We start from the raw sequence: 18,836 nt of genomic DNA, 5'->3' as shown, positions 1-18,836 counted from the left end.
AACGCCTTATTAACTAAATTAAAAAACTTATTAGGCTTTATCTAATTTATTGACGCCCTTATTGTCCAATTAATTTTTACTTATGTCATACTCTCTTTTTAAATTCATTATATACGTTTATTTAGATATATAAATGATAATAATGCTTATTACTTATTTAATAAGCATTTTAGCTAGGAGTATAGTAACCACTCTCCAGCAACGTTTTTTAGATCCGCCTATTTTAGCAAAGATTCGCTGCATATCTTCTTTATTTATAAGTCTTTTTTGAACATCAACATATATTTATATTTACTACTATAACTTCATTTAGTACGTTAAAAACTATTTATGTAATTTACTATATACAATAAAATTTTGAATATCCTTTTAAAAGGATTAAACAAAAACCCACCTAATGGTGGGCTGTTCTATTTAGTTGACTATTAATAATAAATATCTACAGTTTGGTCTTGAGTATTACCGTCTACGATTTGCTTAGCTACGTAGATTATAGAAATACCCTAACATTAATTTTCTGTGTAGCAATATTAAATTTTATTTCTGACTTATCAGGAAATTATTCGTCAGCATTAATTGCGCCATTTACAAAAAAATTAGTAGAAAAAAAAGATATGGAACAGGCACAAGGATTAATCAGTATAACATCACAACTAATGAATGTATTAGCAACGTTTCTTGGATCTATTCTTTTATCTTTCTTTCAAAAAAGAGTAGTAGCATACTTTAATTCTTTTATATTTTTATTCGTAGGAATAGGGTTTTTGTTAATTAAGAAAGATATAAAATTAGTAGAAGAAGATATAAGAAACATTAAAAATAATAATACCTTTAAAAACACTTTAACAAATTTTCGTGTTCTTTTTAAAGATAAGAATGTTTTTAAAATTCTTTGTCAATTATCTTTATTAAATGGTTTTTTTGGTGGTCTAACTCCTATTTTTGCATTATTTATTAATAATAACAATTCTCTAAAAATTATTTCGAACCCTATAAAGATATCATTATTATCTGGAATCATTACCTTGTCGATGATAGTAGGAAATGATTTGAGTTCTAAAATTTTAAAAAACGTTTCATTAAGTTTATTAAATATTATTTCTACTATTTTTTTATTATTTATTTCTATTTCTTTTATTTTGAATAATCTATATTTAATTTTTTTTAACTCTAGTATACTTTCACTGCTTTTAGGTATTATTTCCCCTCGTTTTTCAGCTATGATAATCAATAAATATCCCACAGAAAGATTAGGAGGAATCATAACTACGACTAATTCTTTATTAGTTATAACTCCTCCTATAGCTAGTATTATTTTCCCTTCTTTAGCCAATATTAGCTTAATATATTCTTATATTGGATTTTCTTTATATAGCTTACTACTTTTTTTATTAAATATTTTAATTAATTAAAATTAATAGCAATAATACAAATTTAGTTGTGGGGGATAAAAGGGGGAGCACTGCTCCCTCTTTTCAAGTTGCAATGTCTGACAATTGGCGTAGCCTTTTGTCTACACTTTGCACCACCTGCCATTGTACTAACTCTTCGATATAATTAGCCTTAGATACTCTGAAATATCCTCAAGGAGACGTGGGTTTTTGACTGAAAAACAAGCGCAAGTTAATATTCGTTTGACCCCCGACGAATTACAAAAATTACAACAATCTGCTGCAACAACAATTAACCACGTTACAGAACAGCGAGCAAGCTTGGTTCAATCAAGTGACAACCAAATATAAACAGACCTTAACCGCCTACAAACAAGAAAATCAAAAATTAGAGCAAAAATGGAACAAATTGAGCGCGCAATACCCCGAATTATTGAACGATTAACCACTAATTCGATTTTGGCACGCTTTAATCAGCGGTTGGCTTCAGAACGAAAAAACGTCAACAAACTGAACAAGAGCACCGAGATCAGCAGGCTCAACAGCGGCAGCTTTCAAATGCAAATTCAAGGCTTCAAGCCAAGCGTTGGGCAGCACTTAAATCTCAACACCAAGGACGGGAACGTTAATGGCAACTAGTGAGGATCAACAAATTAGAAATGCTATTCTGCAGTTGTTAGAGGAGTATGGCAATACTGGGCAAATTGACTTACAAAATCTCCCACTCCTGCAACAAATCATTCAGCAGCAGGTTGAACAACGCTTGCCGCTGCTAACTCAAGAACGTACCCAATATTTAAATAAGCTGTATGCGCAGGAATTTAAAAAAAATCTGCAGCGGAATCAAGCACTGACTAAGCAAGAATTGGAAACCTTGCAGCACCAACAGAAACAGCTGCATTCCCGCATTGATTTGCTGAAGAGAGAGCGCCAAAAACTGCAACAGCAGCTTAATTTAGATCAAAAAATGGCTCGTTGGGCGCCTCTGGTGATTCTGATTGCGGTTGTGGCGCTGATTCTCACCAATTTAGGTCTTATTTACTTAACTGCTCCGCTAATCCTGCACGGCACTGGCTTTGCGGGAATTTGGCACTTTGCCCACCCTAATTTCAGCGGCTGGGGCGTATTTCGGGGAATCAGTGCTATTTTAGGCTGTTTTTTGCTATTAATGCTTGAACTAGCCCTGATTTTGTATCCCACAACACTGGTTTTTCGGTTTATCCAAGTAATTCATCCGCCGAAAGTGCGGAAATATTAGCGTTATTCTTAAAACTGCCCTGCTGTTTCTTTTGGCATTTTAATGATATAATTTAAGTGAAAAATGTGAGAAAATCTAAGCATATAAACACAAAAGCCACTCCTAGCGTAAATAGGAATGGCTTTTTTTAGTGCAGTTGCTAGACTTAATTTTTATTCATCAAATCTCTAAAATTAGTACTCATGAAATACAATATAATTGTTAGTATAGTTGCAATAACAGAAAAGATTATAAAATCTATAAATAAATTTTGAGAGGACTGCTTTAGCTTTTTCATTAAAATAGATGTAATAAAGAAACTAATCATTGACACAGGTATTAAATATTTTAACATTTTCAATCCCCCTTATAAGATAATATGATACTTAAATATACGCTGCTTACAACTATTATTAATAAATTAATCAATAATGTTACATACATTATAGCATGATGAGAAAATATTTTTATACCAAAAATGCTGATGATTAGATCAATTATCACGGCTATCAAAAATAAACTTATTGTGGCAGGATCTAATTTATTTCCTGTACCTAAGATAAATAATATAGTAATTAATAATTGTCCCAACCACAACTTCCAGAAAGCTATACTGCTTTTGAAAACGGAAATACCCAAGGTTTATTTAATTGCATACGAACGTCCATAAACTGAAAAATAAAGATATGCAGTAGCTAAAGATATAATTACAAAAAGTAATAAACTTATCCCTATAAAAATTGCATTTGATAATACCAAACCTTCAGACTGCTTTAACAACTGATTATTAATATCGCTAGCACGTATTAATTGAGGATAGTTATCCAATAAATTATTTTTATACAAAAGATGCTTATAAGCAGTTTTATATACATAATCAGGTGATTTACCGTGCAAAGCAATCTTCAAAGGATCCTTATTATCACCGGTTATTATGTTTAAATGATTTAAATTATCTGCTTTTTCGTTGTACACACGGATAGATGAATAGTTTTGTATCCGATTTCCCGACTCATCGATTATTTGCTGATTATTGCGAATAGCTTTTATTAAAGGATGGGTTAATTTCAAATCATGACTTAGATAATGCCGGATCTGCTTCATTAAAGCCTGATTACTAGTATATTTATCTGGTATTAAAACCAAATTTTTCATAGAGTTCTTTGATAGTTTAATCATATTGCCGTTACTATCAAAAAGATGATGGAACTGCAAATAATTCCTATTAATTGTGACACTCTTATATGGCATCAATATCTTAGAATTTATTGCTGTTGTATCAATCAAAAGTCCTCCATCAGAATTGATTTTTGGATATAAAACATCTTCATTAACTAAAATTGCATTCTCGGGATTAACTAGATCGGCCTGGTTATAACCGATTGCAGTTGGAAAAAAAACTGCATAATCTGAATAAACTTTTAAGTCTTTGGTTGAAGTATTATTTATATATTGATATCCTAATTCACTTACTGGCAGGACGGATAATAAAATGAAAGTCATGATAATACCTTTAAATAAATATAAAAGTAAAAATATTACTTTAGAATAATTTATCTTGATAAGCATTCTATTAGTCGGTAGTTTTTGTAATGCAAAAACAGTTAAAAAAACAACACCAATCGATATTAAAATCACAAGACATAAAACTGCAATATTTAATTTCAATAGATTATATTGATTTTTTGTCAATACTCCAATGAGGCCTACTATAAAACCCAAAAATGATCCTAAAAGAATATACGGGAGTATAAGTTGACTTATAATTGCTCCAACTTTATAGCCTAATAGCCGATACCCTCCGATCTCATAACTCAAAGATAAACAATATATAATTATTAAAACAATTTGAAAAATAGTCATTGTAATTGTAATTTGAAATATCTCTTCAGAATTATTGGGAAGTGTTTCCGGAATAATAATAGAATTAAAATCATTTTTATTTGTTTTGATATTAAATCCTGAATTAAACTGGACGCTTAGTTTTGCTTGAAAAATATCAATCATTTTAGGATTTTTTGTTTGAATAAAGAATGTTCCTTCTCTGGTATGCGGTTTGGTATGCTCAGAAATGGTTTTAATCGTAAAATTTAAAGAACCATATTTGGGTATTTGAACTTGGTCGCCCACCGGCTCAGTTGCATAAACATGATTATTTTTTAAGTGCATCTTAAAGTTCTTATCTAATAAACTATCAGATATCTTATTGGTCTCAAATGTTACATTATTAACTGTTTTTTGATAATTTATGTGGCCGGATTGGGTTCGTTCGTTACCTTGATAATACGCTCTTTTTAAAAATGGAATATCTAATTCTTTACTTACATCATTAAAGTAACTTATTACTTTATGGTAATCATGGCTGTTATTAATATGTATCGGTATGTTTATCTGTGTATAGTTATCTTCAATATTATATTCAGTTTGATCTACAGAATCATTATATTTACTCCCAACAAAAATAATCCATAAACAGATGGTCATGAATGAAGTAATAGTTAATACAATCTTTAATAATTTTTTAAACATTATGCTCATCTCCTTTTATGCATTCGTTTAACTTTGATATTATCTTAAATTCTTCTTTATATTAATGTATCTTGTTTGAATTAAAAAAGCTGCGTACAATCTTGTACACAGCTAATATTAATGGAGTTTGCAGTGTATTTATATTTTCATTTAAAAATAAGGATTTCCATACCATGCCTGAGCTTGTCTATAATCAGCAGTTGTAGCCATAGAATAATTTCGAGCATTTGCACTATGTCTTGTAAAATTTGTACCACTAATTGCCACAGATGAGATATGGATTCTTATAAATGATAATAATTAGAATGCGACCATTTATAACCATTAGTAAAACTATAACGAAGAGTCTAATCAACCCATCTGCTATTTCTCCAGTTTATAAAATCTCTAGGCCAAATAAGGCTATGTGGGTTTTCACTTTTTTGAGCTAAAACCTCTGATTACAGATGAAGATGAATCACTAACCAAATCATTATTTCTAAACTTGCTAAAACAATAAATATTTGGTCATAACGTCAACTCTTAATCTAAGAATACCATTTTTTTTGAAGCAACCATAGCAGCTTATATCGCCAATAACAATAACATTATCAAAATAAAGAAATGGGGCTCATTTCGGTTATATTATTTTTATTTTCTATATTATTTATTAATTTAAGATAATCGAGCCGCCATTACTGAATAACTGTAACTTATGTCCTGAGATATAATTAGTTGCAGCCGTATTTTTCAAATCGCCGCCATTTAAATCTGCATGATAAGGTATTGGATAATTCTTAGCACTATTAACCGTAATCTGGCCACCGTTAGTTTTAACTTTCAATGTATTTAAAGATTGTAATTGCTGATTAGACACATTAACTGTTACGATCGGTTTCCTTTTGGAAAAAATAATACCGACATTCTTTTTCTTAGTATCAAAATTCATAGTTAGAACATTATGAGAAATTGTAACAATCCCCCGACCGTCTTTAGCAACTGGTGCATACCCCTGAGTGCAAATTTGGGAATCCTTGCCAGATTTGATATTTAAAACTATATCAGTGCCGCCCGTATTCACTAGAAGTTCTTTAACGTTTTTATTAATACTTACATTCTTTTGAAAATTGTTATAGGGATGATTAAACATCATTCTCCAGAAGATCAGACCAATTACAATTGTCAAGATACTGACTATTCCTATTAAAAGAGCCTTTTTAGATTTCATGTTTCCTTGTCTCCTTTCGATATCCACATATTAAAGGATTTTTAATTCCATGGATTAAAATTTCTTGAAAGGCTGTTTTCTTTCTTTAACGGTAATTTTTATACTTGTAAACGCCTGAATAATACTTGGCCTAAAAAACCTAAGTCTAGCATGTAGAGACGATTATAATCTTTACACATCAAGGCTTAGGTTGTTTTATAGTATTTATTCTTCTAAGGAAAAACTAGGGAACGACTATACAAATTATGTAATGAATTCCAAAGTATCAATCTAAAATTTATCTACAAAGGCAGTTTATAGCAACCAACCATGAAAGTTTAAAATTACTAATTTAACATAGAATAATAATAATTTTAATGAAACAAGAAATGGAGTTAGGTGGCTTAATTATTCAAATCCTTCATTTATACATATACAAAATTTCAATGGGACAACCTTATGCTCTCTTCTTGGCTGAACAAGATGTCAATTAGCAAGAAAAACAATATATTCGTAAAACAATGCCAGCTGAGCCACTTAAGCAAGCGCAGAACATTTACGCTTAACTTGGCCTCCAGAAGTGATAGTTGCACCATTTAAGTTAGTGACGGTCTCATTTATTCAGGTTTCACAATTATGAGACTGATGTTGAAATTTTTTAGATCTAATTCAGTTTTAGCTTGTGCTCTGTTAATAATTTAATTTTTCTTCGTGAAACTAAGCAACTAGCACCATTTCGGAAAAAGATTAAATTTTGTTTTTTATCAACATGATCAACATAATCCAAGTTTACTAAAAAAGATTTATGAGCCCGAAAAAAATTATTTGGTAAACGTTGCTCTAGTGCTTTCAAATCACCTGTAATTAAGGATTCTTTATTTTGAGCATGTAGCACCAGTTTATGATTACTCAGTGTTTCGATATAGATTAAAGTTTTTAAATTAATATATAAAATACGATCATTCAGTTTAATGGCGATAGTGTCATTATCATCAGCATCGATCATTAATTGCTGCTGAATAGTCTGAAATACCCGCACAATATTCTCTTTTAAGTTGCCTTGGTCTTTCAAAATGAAATCTAAGGCCGCTACTTGATATTTAAAAGTTTCAAAAGCCATTTCATCATGTGTGGTTATAAAAATTATATAACCATGAGTATCCGTTTTTCTAATTGCACTAGCTAATTCCAAACCATTAAGCTCACTGTGTAAACCAATATCCAAAAAATAAACACTCTGTTCCTGATCGATTGCCTGCAAAATTTGCAATGGATCACTAGTAGACAATTGAATTTTCATATCTAAATTTTCAATTAAAATATAATTATTAATAATTTTAGTAATATGTTGCCGTTGACTCAGATCATCTTCGCAGATATAAATCTTCATTTATTATACTGCCTGCCTTAAAATTAATTTTTGAATAAAGAATTCCTGTGTGATTTCCGTATCAAGAGTACTTCCGGGATATTGCTGTAAGATTTCATTAATATTAGCTAATCCCAGACCCTGATGTTGGGGTTTAGTAGAAAATCCTGCTTGGTAAATTTGAGACAAATTAACATTTTTAAAATAACTATTCTTAATGACTAGGATTAATTGTTGTTTTTCTTGATAAAAAACAATGGACAAATGGGTTTTTTTACTTTTCACATCGATCTGGTGGAAATCTAAAGCTTCAATTGCGTTATCAATTAAAATTCCCAAGCAACGATTATATTCATAAATCGGCATGGAGTTGGGTAATTTTTGAATTGGATTCACAATCTCAATCCGGAAATTATTACGATACTGATGTAATTTTCCTAACTTTAAAGCCAACAAGCCTTTAATTTCAATTATTTTCATATTTTGTAGAGACTTTAAATTAAAAATGTCATTAGTCTGTGCAATATGATTATTATTAATGACTTTATAAAAATAATTTTTTAAACCTGATAAATCCTGGGTTTCAATATAACCTGCCAATCCGGCTAAAATATTTAAATAATCATGCTTAAATTTCCGAAATTCTGCTTGTGCATATTCTAAATTATAAAGATATTCTACTAATTGTTGATTAGTTTCTTGTTCATGTCTTAATTGCAGGGTACGTTTTTGACTATGTAACCAAATTATAGTTATAAAAGCGATAATTACTATTATTATCAGGAAAATTAAACTTATTTTAGTAGTAGTTTTGTTACTATTAGAATTATCAACCTGGCTAAAAAACGCGATCACCATTAATAAAATAGCGGTACTGATAATCAGTGAATTAATGATACTAGTATGCAGTAAGGAATATAATTTAAAATGCTGCAACAAATAATTAATTCCCCTTGCTAAAAGTAGCGTTATGATCGTCATAAAAATAAGGTCAGCCAAAATAAATTTCATGTGACTTTCCTGTAAAGCATATGGTATCCTAAAAAACTCATACATTAAAACTTCACTAGTTTGTCCAGCAAATAGAATTAATAAAAAGCTTAATATTAGAAAGAAAAAATTAGAAATTAACCTTTTTTGAAATAACAAATACAGGGCTACAACCAGGATTTCTAGAGCAAATAATAACATCAAAATTATATTATAGTTAAAAAAATTAATTACATAAATAGTTAATCCAAAGGCAAAGATTGAGCCCGCAATAATCCATAAAAGATCTTTTATCGATAAAATAACTTGAAACGTATGTAAACAAAGCCAATACAATAAACAATAATAACTTAAAATAAATAACATTATGTCCTACCTAAATACATACCCATCATATACATTACCAACCACAGTACTAGCATTTTGATCCAATATAATACCCATCAAAAACTAGTTTATTTATTATATAGGCGCTTAAATAGCCGTTAAATATAGAACCGGAAATATATTAACCTTATGGTTCAATTAATTTTTATTTTATAGCATTTCATCATTCTTTTTAAACTTATTATATACGTTGATTTTTTGGGCATAAACCTTATTTTATTTACTATTTAAGGACGTTTAATACGTTAAAAACTCAATTATGGCTTTACTTGAACAGCAAATTATCATAAATTAAAATAAGATTAAAAAATTAATTTTTTAAGGGAAGTACATATTGAATAAGAAGGTATTTAACAAAAATATAATCTCTTTTTATATTGCTTTTATATTTATAACTATCGCCTCTTCTTTACCTCATTCTGTCTTAACAGTTCTATTATTTCAAAAAGGATTAAGCCTCTCGCAAATAATGATAGTCCAAGCTGTCTACAGTTTAGCTATCTTACTAAGTGAATATCCCAGTGGACTCTTAGCAGATATCTATTCCAAAAAAAATTTATTTATCATCTCTAAATTTTTTTTAATACTAATGTTTATACTGGTTTTATGTGGTAAAAATATAGTTGTCATGTCGATTGCCTGGTTTTTTTACGGTATTTCAAGTGCTCTAGATAGTGGAACCATAGATGCTGAGATAATAAATGATTTAAAAACATTAAATCAAGAAAATAAAGTTTCAAAATTTATAAGTAATACTAATAGATTTAATTTTATTTCATTACTAATCGGAAGTACTATCGGATCTTGGATATATTATAGAATCGGAATCAGATTTTATTTTATTAGTATCTTACTAACTCTTTTAAGCATACTGATTATCCAAATATTTTATTTAGAACATAGTAAAATGTCCAGACCAAATGATAGTAATGCCCTCACTGGGATGCTTAAACAAATAAATTCTGGAATCACAGAATTGAAAGGCTCTTTTGATTTAAAGTTAATGATAGCACTAACATTTGTGAGTCAATTCTTTTTTCAAACCCACTATCAAATCTGGCAGGCATTATTTCTATTTAAAGGATTTAATAAAAAAAACTTTTTTATTTATTATATAATTTTTCAATTAATCAGCTTTATTGCCTACAGTATTCCCTTTTCTAGTAGAAGCATAAATAAAAAAAGCAAACGCTATTTAAGTGTCGAGGGATTGATAATGATAATTGGTCTTATTAGCATTCCCAATAATAATAAAATTATATTTTTAGTGAGTTATTTAATGCTGGTATTTGTATTTACTTTCTTTGATTATTTTAGTAATGTTCTCTTCTCTGAGGCTGTATCTATTGAAAGAATCTCATCGCTTACTTCTTTAAAATCCAGCTGTGGAAGAATAGCATCCTTAATTTCTATGATGCTATCGAGTTTTTTACTTAACTTATTTTCGGTATCTTTTGTTGTTACTTTAAATTTTGCCTGTGCAATTATTTCCAGTTTAGTAGTTATTAGTATCTTTGTTAAAAAACAGGCTCGACCAACTCCAGAATAAGGCGCTTAGATTGTCAGTTTATCCCAGAAACATTAGGAGAAAACTTTGCCGGGCATCAACTAAATTAGAAGTGTTTTCTGTCGTGATCCAAATTCTTTCTAAGTAATAGAGCTAAAAATGTTTTTGTGCTGAATAAGAAATTGAATTTGGGACTCTTTCACAAAAAATAGGCACCAGCATAACTGCCAGTTAATCGCTGTTTTATTGTGGTTGGGACAGTTCTTTGATATTGAATATATACGTGTCTAGTGTTTAGAATATGTCTTAGTAGCTATTAGCACCATACTTAACTCACCCCCAGGTAAATAAAAGATTATAAAAAGGAAATGATTACTGGTGGACTCAAAAACATACAAAATTGGAGAAATCTCTAAGATAACAAACTTAACCATTGATACTTTACGTTATTATGAAAAAGAAGGGCTGATAACACCCGCTAGGGATCAAAATAATATTCGGATGTATTCTGATAGTGATATTAGATGGATTCAATTTATCAAAAAATTAAAACAAACGGGAATGCCCTTAAAAAATATCAAAGAGTATTCCAATTTAAGGGATCAGGGGGATAGTACCATTAATGAAAGATTATCCTTATTATATGAACAAAAGCAAAGATTAGAACAAAATTCAAAACAGTTAGAAGAACATATTTTATTTTTAAACAACAAAATAGATATTTATAAAGCAAAAATAAAAAAACAGCATTATGCCAAAAACTAAGTTAGTTACTTAAGTTTTTAATATGAACTCAAATACAGATCCGTGAAAGTCAAGTTTACTTTTACGGATCTGTATTTTTATTATTTACTAAGATTATTTAAACCAATTATTAATCGATGAATACCCTCTTTTAAAACTTCTTTTGCAGTTGCATAATTTAATCTAATAAATAAACCATCTTGATTATTTAAACCAAAATCTTGATTAGATTGAATACCTATCCCGCTCATATCCAGTGCATTGAGTAAATCAGCTTCAGAACAATGTAAATAGCTGACATCAATCCAAGCCAAATAAGTAGACTGGCTCTTGGTAACTACCGCTGGAGTTTTACTCTCAACTTCATTAGTTAACCATTTCAAATTATCAGCTAAATACACTAATAATTGCTGCAACCATTTTTCACAATCTGAATTTCCATAAGCGGCTGCTACGGCTGGTAAAGCAAAAGCAGTTGGCCACTCAGGATTGGCAGAATACTGGGCGATTTGTTTCATCTTTTTCAAATAAGTATTATTTGTAGTCAGATAATAGGAAAATTGTAGCCCAGCCAAGTTAAATGTTTTAGATAAAGACTTAAAAGTTATTATTTGATTACTATATTCTGGACAAACAGACGCAACCGGATAATATCGATAGCCAGGTAATATTAAATCACTGTGAATATCATCCGAAATAATTATGACTTGGTGTTGTTGACAAATACTAACAAAGTGATTTAATTCATCTTTAGTCCAAACTCTGCCCGTGGGATTATGGGGATTACAGAGGATAGCCATTTTAACATTATGAGCAACAATTTGCGATTCTAACTTATTCCAATTAAAGAAATAACTGTTATCTTTTCTAATTAGATCGTTTTTCACTAACACTCTTTTACTATTCTCAATGGCAGCTCTAAAATGACCATATAATGGACTCTGGACTATTATGGAATCATTTTCTTTGGTTAAAGATCTAATAGCAAGACTAATTCCATTAATTACTCCTGAACTATAACCAATATTTTCAGGTTTAACATTCCAATTATTTCTTTTTTTCAACCATTCCGCTATCACCTGCGGTATTTCTGTTAACTCCGGATATTCTACATAACCATATATTCCGTGTTCAGCATACTTTTTAATTGCAGCGATAATAGGTTCTGGTGCTTTAATATCCATATCTGCAATCCACATAGGAATTAAGTTGGAATTGTGATAAAGGGACTGGGCACCATCCCATTTCATACTATAAGTATTTTTACGATTAATTACTTGCTCAAAATTCATGTCTAATTATTCCTATCATTAATAGTTTTTTGCCCAAGTTCTACTTTGCCTCCAATTAGCTAATTTGAAAGCAGATATTAAAGTTACTGTGTCAGTACATCAACCAGTTTTTATAAAGCGCTTACTTTGGTATTCGTATGCTTTACTGGACTTGAAAAATTTTCCCTCATTGCTTATTGGCAGCGCTGGACAGCAAAAGCTCTATTAATTTTCCAAATGTTTATTATTTTATTTGTCCTTCACATTTCACCTAGTGTTAAATTTTGAAAAAGGCCCCTTACTTAACATCAAAAAATAAAATCAGCCTCTTATATTTTTCAACCGTTTTTCGATCAGTTTGAATACTTCATTGGCATTACCCTGTATGTTAATCACATTCTTATCACTATTATGGAAACTATCTTTATTATTAATAACAAATATCATTCCCTTATTATCAGACGCAGAAAAGCTTCTTCTCGTTCCCACCGCAATAAGAACATCCGAATTTTTTATTGCTTCTTCTCCTTGCTGTACTGCTTTAGGATAAGTTGCTAAATTACGTAAAATAAATTCTGGAACTATTATTGAACCACATGCAGCACATAAGGGTATTTTGTTTTGATCATAAGATGCTAAATCCCAATCATATTCTTTATTACACTTACAACAGCGGTTAAGCCGCATATTGCCCCAATATTCAATAACCTTTTGGGAACCTGCCTTTTGATGCAATGTATCGATATTCATAGTGATTAAACTTTTTAAAATACCCATACTTTCCAATTGTGACAGTACGTTATGGGTACTATTAGGCACTGCATAAGGTTTAAAAAAGGTTTTTCTATATAATCTATAAAATTCAACCGGATTATTGATAGCAAAATTTGAATTGAGTAGCCCAAAAACTCCCATATGAAAATGTAAATAACTAAATAGCCCATCCTTTTTTAAAATCTCATTGATTCCATCAAGATCAGGAATTCCGGAATCAGTTGAAGCCCCTGCTCCGGTAAAGGCGACCAAGTGCTTTGCTTGTTGTATTTTTTGACATAAAAAATCTATATTTTCTATATCGATGTTATTCACGATTCTTAAATACTTCCTTAGCAACATTAATAGCATTTAAAACCTTGGGAAAGCCTACATAAGGTATACATTGGATAAATGTTTCTATAATTTCTTCCTCTTTTAAACCAACATTTAAAGCAGCATTGATGTGGACGTCTAATTGGGCCGCAGTATCACCTTGAGTTAACAAACTGGTGATTGTAATCATTTCTCTTTGTTTTAAGTCCAAAGTAGGCCGATTATAGACATCACCAAAAGCAAATTCAAAAATATATTTGCCTACATCGGGTGCGATATCCTTTAATGAGTCCATAACATTATCCGCAGCTGGACCATCAACTTTAGCGAGAGTTGCTTTTCCTAAATCTAATCTACTTAATTCTTCCATTACTGAAACCTCCTTAATTTGTAGCATCACTGTAATAAGTATTTACAAATAGAAAATATAAATGCTGGAGTTTACTCCATGTCAAGACTTTTTTTAAATTTATTTAGACAGCCACTACATAAAATCATAATGTCCAATATAAGTTAGCATCATGAGATTTTAAGTAAAGATAAGCTTATCTTTGCCGATTGAGTCAGAAACATCTGACTATGAAAATAGCGGAATAAAAAAAGCTCAGCTTTTGCAGCGTGCATTCTTAAAAACAAAAAAGCAACTCTTCTGTATTTAGAAAAGTTGCTGCTTTAACAATATGAAACTGCAAAACTAACTTATTTGATAATATTAATTGCCTTTTTGATTAATACATAAGTTTTTATTATTAATGCTCATTAAACTAGTTTAAAAATTAATCGTATCTAACTTATCCAATCATAGGCAGTCACCAGATTGCGACCGGATAATATTTTTTATTCTTTCTTTTTCCATTTTTATCGCCCTATTCAATATTATTATTAAAAATAATTTTACATCAACATTTAAATCTCCATAGCTTTTTAAATTTCTCAAATCTTTAACTTCAATAATCAAATTAATATTAAAGCATCCTTAGATTCACGAGGATCATAAATATTAAAACCATAAGATTCACACATCAGCCAAAAACCTAACAGCCACCGTTCATTATGCAAGTTGGAACCGACTGTTAAATCAATCCAATTTTGCAAAGTAACTGCTTCAGACTTTACATTATATAAAACTAACAGATTATTCTTTAGATCTATCTTATCAAATTCCAGAACTAATTTAGCATAGGTACCTGTTAGGTTATTTTCATCCAGGAAATATTGCTCTTTACTCGATAATTCGGTAATCTTCCAATGAGAATCCAACTTGCGGGATATCTCTTGAAATAATTTTGTTCGATTGCCATGACTATCAAAAATAATAAGGCCATCTACAGAAATACTTAAATTAAGTAAATTTTGTAACAGATCAGCACCATCTTCATATTTACAACGGCAAAGATAGCGCAAGGTATTACTTTCATCCAGTTTTAGTTCAATTATTACTTGCGTGTTATGAATTTTAGCAGCTGGTAATCCATTGCTAGCACCTTCGGGAGGACTAATTAATTGCACTCCCTGCGCTTTACACAAGCTGCGATAACCGTTACGCCAAATTTTATTACCAAAATAAGCCCCACCGCCTTGCTTGATCCATCTTCGTAAACTAACCAGCTCTTGGCGATGATTATACAAGGCTAACACCGATTTTTGATACAATCCCTGCTGATTTAAAATGATTATTAAATGCGCATAACCGTTATTATTATCACTTTGCAGCATTACCTGTTCCAAATTTTCCAAATAACTGCGTCGTTGAGCAGCAGCACAAGAAAAATTTTCCTCTCCCTGTGTTGAAAATCTTAAAATCTTTGTGCCTAATAATACCGATAATTTATTTTTACTGAAATTATTATTCAATTCAGCTCTAAAATCCATCCTGCACAGCTGTCTTTGAATGTTCAAGACATCCATCAACATTAAACGGCCAAATCCCCACTGATAATGTAAGGAGACCCCCACCAGCTGTTTTAAACTATCTCCTTGTAAAACCTCGACTAAAGCCTGTGTTCTTTCTCCCATACTGGTCACTTCTCTTTCTACCTGTATAATTAGCTGTTGGCCAAAAATAATTCTATTTTTGACATCTACTTTAAATTACCCAAGGAAGCTGAGTGCTGGTCTGGTCAAACACAGTTTTTAGTTTCATATCAGTAACAATCATTTTTTAAGTATCAATTTGCTTTCAGGCGTTTCAAACCGTTATTTAATCTTTTATTTCATCATTAATCTTGTGCATTAAAAAAATCCGTAAAGACTTAAATCTAAACGGATTTATTTGTGAATTAATTTATCAAAGTTATTACAGATCCAATGCCCTGAATCTTGTAATCCCAGATAATTAAATTCATAAAGCATAATTCCGGTAGCACGTTTTATATTTATTTCCAGATCTGTCTGCGCTAAATATTTAGTATAAGTTAGTTACAAATGTAATTTATCATACAGCGATTTTTCCGCTGGAGAAGCATCTTTATAGAAATTGATAATATTAATTTCTTTATCTATACTGATTGGATACTTGATACCCCTATCTCTATTTTTAAAGTTATAAAGTATTTTACTAGGATCTCTTTTTTGAGTTTCTTGCTGTACATAACTATCAAATATTCTAATACTCATATTTTCTTTACTAATATTCTCAAAAATTCATTTACACAAAATTCTTGACACAACCATTATTAGCAGTTTCTAAACAATACCATCGCATCTTCTTTAAAACTATAAAATAAGATCACATATCTTTATGGATGCTATAAATATCTTGTAAAAATGATTTTTTCAATCGATTTGCAATTTCTTCTGCGTTTTCTTGATTACTCATTTGATTGCTGCTGGGGTAATTTAAATGAAATTAAAATACCTATAATAGCAATTCCGATCATGAAATAAAAAGCCCAGTGAAATCCAATGGTAGTAGCTGCACTAGTAGATTGTCCCTTATTAAGAGCCGACAAGGATCCTAAACTCACGATAGTCATAGAAATTGCCGTCCCTAAAGATCCTCCAATTTGGCGAATAGTTGAAGATACTGCATTACCATAAGCAGTATCAGCTGCATCTAAAGAATTTATCCCGGCTGTAAAAGTTGTCATCATCGTTAAGGCAATTCCCATCATCCTGACAGCATAACTGATGGCAATAAGTCCAACTGATGTATTTGCTGTAAAAAAAGCCATTGGCATCGTACCTATTAGTAAAGTAATAAATCCAATAAAAGAAATGGTTCTTACACCTAACTTATTGAAGAGATAACCTGATAATGGATTAAAGATTCCCATAATGATTGCTCCCGGCAGCATAATTAAGCCGGTACTAAGGGCAGTTTCATGACGTGTAGTTTGTAAATACATTGGTAATACCAGTTCAATGCCTACCATTGCTAAATTACTCAGTGTACTTAAGGTTGTAGTCCAATTAAATTGACTATTTAAAAATACCCGAATATTTAATAACGGTTCTGATAAATGGAGCTGTCTTCTAGCAAATAAAGCCAAAATGCTAATTCCCACCAGTAAAATAATGCTTTGACTTAGCGTAATTCGGCCCGTATTACCGATCTCAGAAAAGATAAATAAAATAAGACCAAATCCTATAATAGATTCCCCAAAAGACAACCAATCCAAACTAAGCTTATGCGGAGTATTAATTTCCGAAAAACTTATAAAAGCCCAAATCAAAATAACTAAACTGGCAATAGTTAAAATTATAAAAAGCATCCGCCAATCATAATATTTTAAAATTATTCCTGAAATAGTTGGCCCTACTGCTGGGCCAAAAGCAATTACTAGACCTGTCATCCCTAAAGCTATTCCCCGCTGCTTTGGATCAAATAATTGAAAAATAACATTTTGAATAAAGGGCATCAATGCACCAGCAGCAACTGCTTCAATCATGCGCCCACTTAACAAAATATAAAAATTAGTAGCTGTTAAACACAACAGCGAACCGACAATAAATATGGATAACATTACTAAATAGCTATTGCGTGTGGAAAATCTTTCAAATATCCAAGCCGATAATGGAATCATGACTCCCACAATCAATAAATAACCCGTTGATAACCACTGAGCCGTAGCTTGGTTAACTTGAAAAGCCTTCATAATAGTTACTAAGGCATTATTTAAGAATGTTTCTGCTAATAAGGAAATAAAGGCTCCCGACAATAAAATAATCATCATAATATTACGTTTTTTTATATTAATTTGCATGATTTTTCCTCTTTAATGTAGTTTACTACTTAGTAAAATTGTGAACTATTTTTTGCACTAATATAATTAATTGTTGCTGTTCATTAGGAGTAATATCTTGAGTTATTTTTTGATTGATGTGATTCATAACTTGATAAATTTTGCTGATATTATTTTTGATTAAAGTTGAACCAGAAGCCGATAAGGAAAGAATCGTTTGCCGGCGATCACTTTTTAAAGTAGAAATATTAATTAATTGTCTTTGTTCTAAGCGTTTTACAATACTACGAATGGTTGGATGGCTAATTACAAAAACTGTTTCTAATTCTTTTTGAGAAACAGTTCGACTTTGTGCCTCATAAAGATAAGTTAATAAGGCAACTTGGGGACCAGTTAAATTAAATTCCGTAAACAACTGTCTCATGTTATTATTCAATTCTTTTTCTATTAAGTTATTAGCCACTTTAATTAAAGGACCTAAACTGTTAATTTTATTATTTTGCATATTTAACACCTCAAAATGTAGTTTACTACCTATTTGCTTAAAAGCAATAAAAAGCTGCTTAAAAATAAACTTAGTCAACGATTAATTTTTATAGCAGCTGAGAAACTATAATTTATCGGCTGATTCTTTAATGAGAAATAAATAGCAATCCGTAATCTAATTCCAAAATAAATACTTATCTAACTACAATCAGGCAGAAACAATGTTTACTTCTATTGGATCATATTTTTATATGATTATCTCAATATTACTAGGAATGCTTATTATTTGGGGTACGTAATTTAGCAGTCAGCACAAGGGGATCAACTTTTTGAATGTTCTCTTTTTGAATATTAATTGAATAATTTAAACTAAAACTAATTTTACGATTGTGAAATTCAATTGATTTATAAACCAAAAATAACTGTCCCTAATTTGAGACAGTTTGCGAATTCTAGATTGATAATA

The 18,836-nt window shown here is 30.4% G+C and carries 16 protein-coding genes; 6 read left to right on the top strand and 10 right to left on the bottom strand.

The genetic code is table 11. The features are described 5' to 3' along the window. Nucleotides 1–473 precede the first annotated feature (473 nt). The 4 genes from JG29_RS08710 to JG29_RS08145 all read left to right on the top strand — a co-directional run bounded on the left by JG29_RS08710 (nt 474) and on the right by JG29_RS08145 (nt 2,649). Nucleotides 474–1,412, top strand: coding sequence for an MFS transporter (locus JG29_RS08710; protein ID WP_198139908.1), 939 nt, complete (start codon nt 474–476; stop codon nt 1,410–1,412). A gap of 189 nt (nt 1,413–1,601) precedes the next feature. Further along, nucleotides 1,602–1,742 carry a hypothetical protein gene (locus JG29_RS08805; protein WP_156961664.1) on the top strand — a complete coding sequence of 47 codons (141 nt, stop codon included), beginning with the start codon at nt 1,602–1,604 and terminating at the stop codon, nt 1,740–1,742. A gap of 48 nt (nt 1,743–1,790) precedes the next feature. Next, entirely contained in the window at nt 1,791–2,030 is a 240-nt protein-coding gene (locus JG29_RS08800) for a hypothetical protein (RefSeq protein WP_156961663.1), read from the top strand. Next, nucleotides 2,020–2,649: a hypothetical protein gene (locus JG29_RS08145; RefSeq protein WP_045923486.1), complete on the top strand. Its 630-nt coding sequence runs from the start codon at nt 2,020–2,022 to the stop codon at nt 2,647–2,649. Before JG29_RS08800 ends, JG29_RS08145 begins: the two co-directional genes overlap by 11 nt. A 621-nt stretch (nt 2,650–3,270) precedes the next feature. On the opposite strand, the gene JG29_RS08130 is transcribed toward JG29_RS08145, so the two are convergent. The 4 genes from JG29_RS08130 to JG29_RS08115 all read right to left on the bottom strand — a co-directional run bounded on the left by JG29_RS08130 (nt 3,271) and on the right by JG29_RS08115 (nt 8,723). Next, nucleotides 3,271–5,157, bottom strand: a complete 1,887-nt coding sequence (locus JG29_RS08130) for a hypothetical protein (protein ID WP_045923483.1) — start codon at nt 5,155–5,157, stop codon at nt 3,271–3,273. Between the two features lie 649 nt (nt 5,158–5,806). Continuing rightward, nucleotides 5,807–6,364, bottom strand: a complete 558-nt coding sequence (locus JG29_RS08125; protein ID WP_045923482.1) for a hypothetical protein — start codon at nt 6,362–6,364, stop codon at nt 5,807–5,809. Between the two features lie 643 nt (nt 6,365–7,007). Beyond that, a complete protein-coding gene (locus JG29_RS08120; RefSeq protein ID WP_045923481.1) occupies nt 7,008–7,733 on the bottom strand; it encodes a LytR/AlgR family response regulator transcription factor in 726 nt (241 codons plus the stop codon). A 3-nt stretch (nt 7,734–7,736) separates the two neighbouring features. Continuing rightward, the gene (locus JG29_RS08115; protein WP_198139907.1) at nt 7,737–8,723 is read right to left on the bottom strand and encodes a GHKL domain-containing protein; all 987 of its coding nucleotides are present in this window, start codon (nt 8,721–8,723) and stop codon (nt 7,737–7,739) included. Nucleotides 8,724–9,423: 700 nt separating this feature from the next. Here JG29_RS08115 and JG29_RS08110 point away from each other — a divergent pair. Together JG29_RS08110 and JG29_RS08105 are read left to right on the top strand one after the other, a co-directional pair. Beyond that, a complete protein-coding gene (locus tag JG29_RS08110; RefSeq protein WP_052696349.1) occupies nt 9,424–10,638 on the top strand; it encodes an MFS transporter in 1,215 nt (404 codons plus the stop codon). A 336-nt stretch (nt 10,639–10,974) separates the two neighbouring features. Beyond that, nucleotides 10,975–11,361, top strand: a complete 387-nt coding sequence (locus tag JG29_RS08105; protein ID WP_156961662.1) for a MerR family transcriptional regulator — start codon at nt 10,975–10,977, stop codon at nt 11,359–11,361. 80 nt (nt 11,362–11,441) lie between these two features. Here the strand turns inward: JG29_RS08105 and JG29_RS08100 are convergent, their stop codons facing one another. The 6 genes from JG29_RS08100 to JG29_RS08070 all read right to left on the bottom strand — a co-directional run bounded on the left by JG29_RS08100 (nt 11,442) and on the right by JG29_RS08070 (nt 18,389). Continuing rightward, nucleotides 11,442–12,632, bottom strand: a complete 1,191-nt coding sequence (locus tag JG29_RS08100) for a MalY/PatB family protein (RefSeq protein WP_052696348.1) — start codon at nt 12,630–12,632, stop codon at nt 11,442–11,444. Nucleotides 12,633–12,932: 300 nt separating this feature from the next. After that, on the bottom strand, nt 12,933–13,700 hold the full coding sequence (locus JG29_RS08095) for an SIR2 family NAD-dependent protein deacylase (protein ID WP_052696347.1): 768 nt from the start codon (nt 13,698–13,700) through the stop codon (nt 12,933–12,935). Further along, nucleotides 13,693–14,070 (bottom strand): carboxymuconolactone decarboxylase family protein, encoded by a 378-nt coding sequence (locus JG29_RS08090; RefSeq protein ID WP_045923478.1) that lies wholly within the window; start codon nt 14,068–14,070, stop codon nt 13,693–13,695. Before JG29_RS08090 ends, JG29_RS08095 begins: the two co-directional genes overlap by 8 nt. A gap of 584 nt (nt 14,071–14,654) precedes the next feature. Further along, nucleotides 14,655–15,716, bottom strand: coding sequence for a hypothetical protein (locus tag JG29_RS08085; RefSeq protein WP_045923477.1), 1,062 nt, complete (start codon nt 15,714–15,716; stop codon nt 14,655–14,657). 794 nt (nt 15,717–16,510) lie between these two features. Continuing rightward, entirely contained in the window at nt 16,511–17,905 is a 1,395-nt protein-coding gene (locus JG29_RS08075) for a DHA2 family efflux MFS transporter permease subunit (RefSeq protein WP_045923475.1), read from the bottom strand. A gap of 25 nt (nt 17,906–17,930) precedes the next feature. Further along, complete coding sequence (locus tag JG29_RS08070; protein ID WP_045923474.1) at nt 17,931–18,389, bottom strand: MarR family winged helix-turn-helix transcriptional regulator; 459 nt, start codon at nt 18,387–18,389, stop codon at nt 17,931–17,933. Nucleotides 18,390–18,836: the final 447 nt, after the last annotated feature.

The sequence above is a fragment of the Bombilactobacillus mellis genome (assembly GCF_000967245.1).
In the GTDB taxonomy this organism is placed as follows: domain Bacteria; phylum Bacillota; class Bacilli; order Lactobacillales; family Lactobacillaceae; genus Bombilactobacillus; species Bombilactobacillus mellis.
The sequence above is the reverse complement of the archived record's forward strand: the minus strand, read 5'-3'. Positions and strand labels throughout refer to the sequence as shown.

Excerpts from the sequence above, each read along its gene's own strand:
- JG29_RS08800 (WP_156961663.1), top strand. The coding sequence starts at position 1,791 with ATGGAACAAATTGAGCGCGCAATACCCCGAATTATTGAACGATTAACC.
- JG29_RS08145 (WP_045923486.1), top strand. The coding sequence starts at position 2,020 with ATGGCAACTAGTGAGGATCAACAAATTAGAAATGCTATTCTGCAGTTG.
- JG29_RS08130 (WP_045923483.1), bottom strand. The coding sequence starts at position 5,157 with ATGTTTAAAAAATTATTAAAGATTGTATTAACTATTACTTCATTCATG.
- JG29_RS08125 (WP_045923482.1), bottom strand. The coding sequence starts at position 6,364 with ATGAAATCTAAAAAGGCTCTTTTAATAGGAATAGTCAGTATCTTGACA.
- JG29_RS08120 (WP_045923481.1), bottom strand. The coding sequence starts at position 7,733 with ATGAAGATTTATATCTGCGAAGATGATCTGAGTCAACGGCAACATATT.
- JG29_RS08115 (WP_198139907.1), bottom strand. The coding sequence starts at position 8,723 with ATGAAATTTATTTTGGCTGACCTTATTTTTATGACGATCATAACGCTA.
- JG29_RS08100 (WP_052696348.1), bottom strand. The coding sequence starts at position 12,632 with ATGAATTTTGAGCAAGTAATTAATCGTAAAAATACTTATAGTATGAAA.
- JG29_RS08090 (WP_045923478.1), bottom strand. The coding sequence starts at position 14,070 with ATGGAAGAATTAAGTAGATTAGATTTAGGAAAAGCAACTCTCGCTAAA.
- JG29_RS08085 (WP_045923477.1), bottom strand. The coding sequence starts at position 15,716 with ATGGGAGAAAGAACACAGGCTTTAGTCGAGGTTTTACAAGGAGATAGT.
- JG29_RS08075 (WP_045923475.1), bottom strand. The coding sequence starts at position 17,905 with ATGCAAATTAATATAAAAAAACGTAATATTATGATGATTATTTTATTG.
- JG29_RS08070 (WP_045923474.1), bottom strand. The coding sequence starts at position 18,389 with ATGCAAAATAATAAAATTAACAGTTTAGGTCCTTTAATTAAAGTGGCT.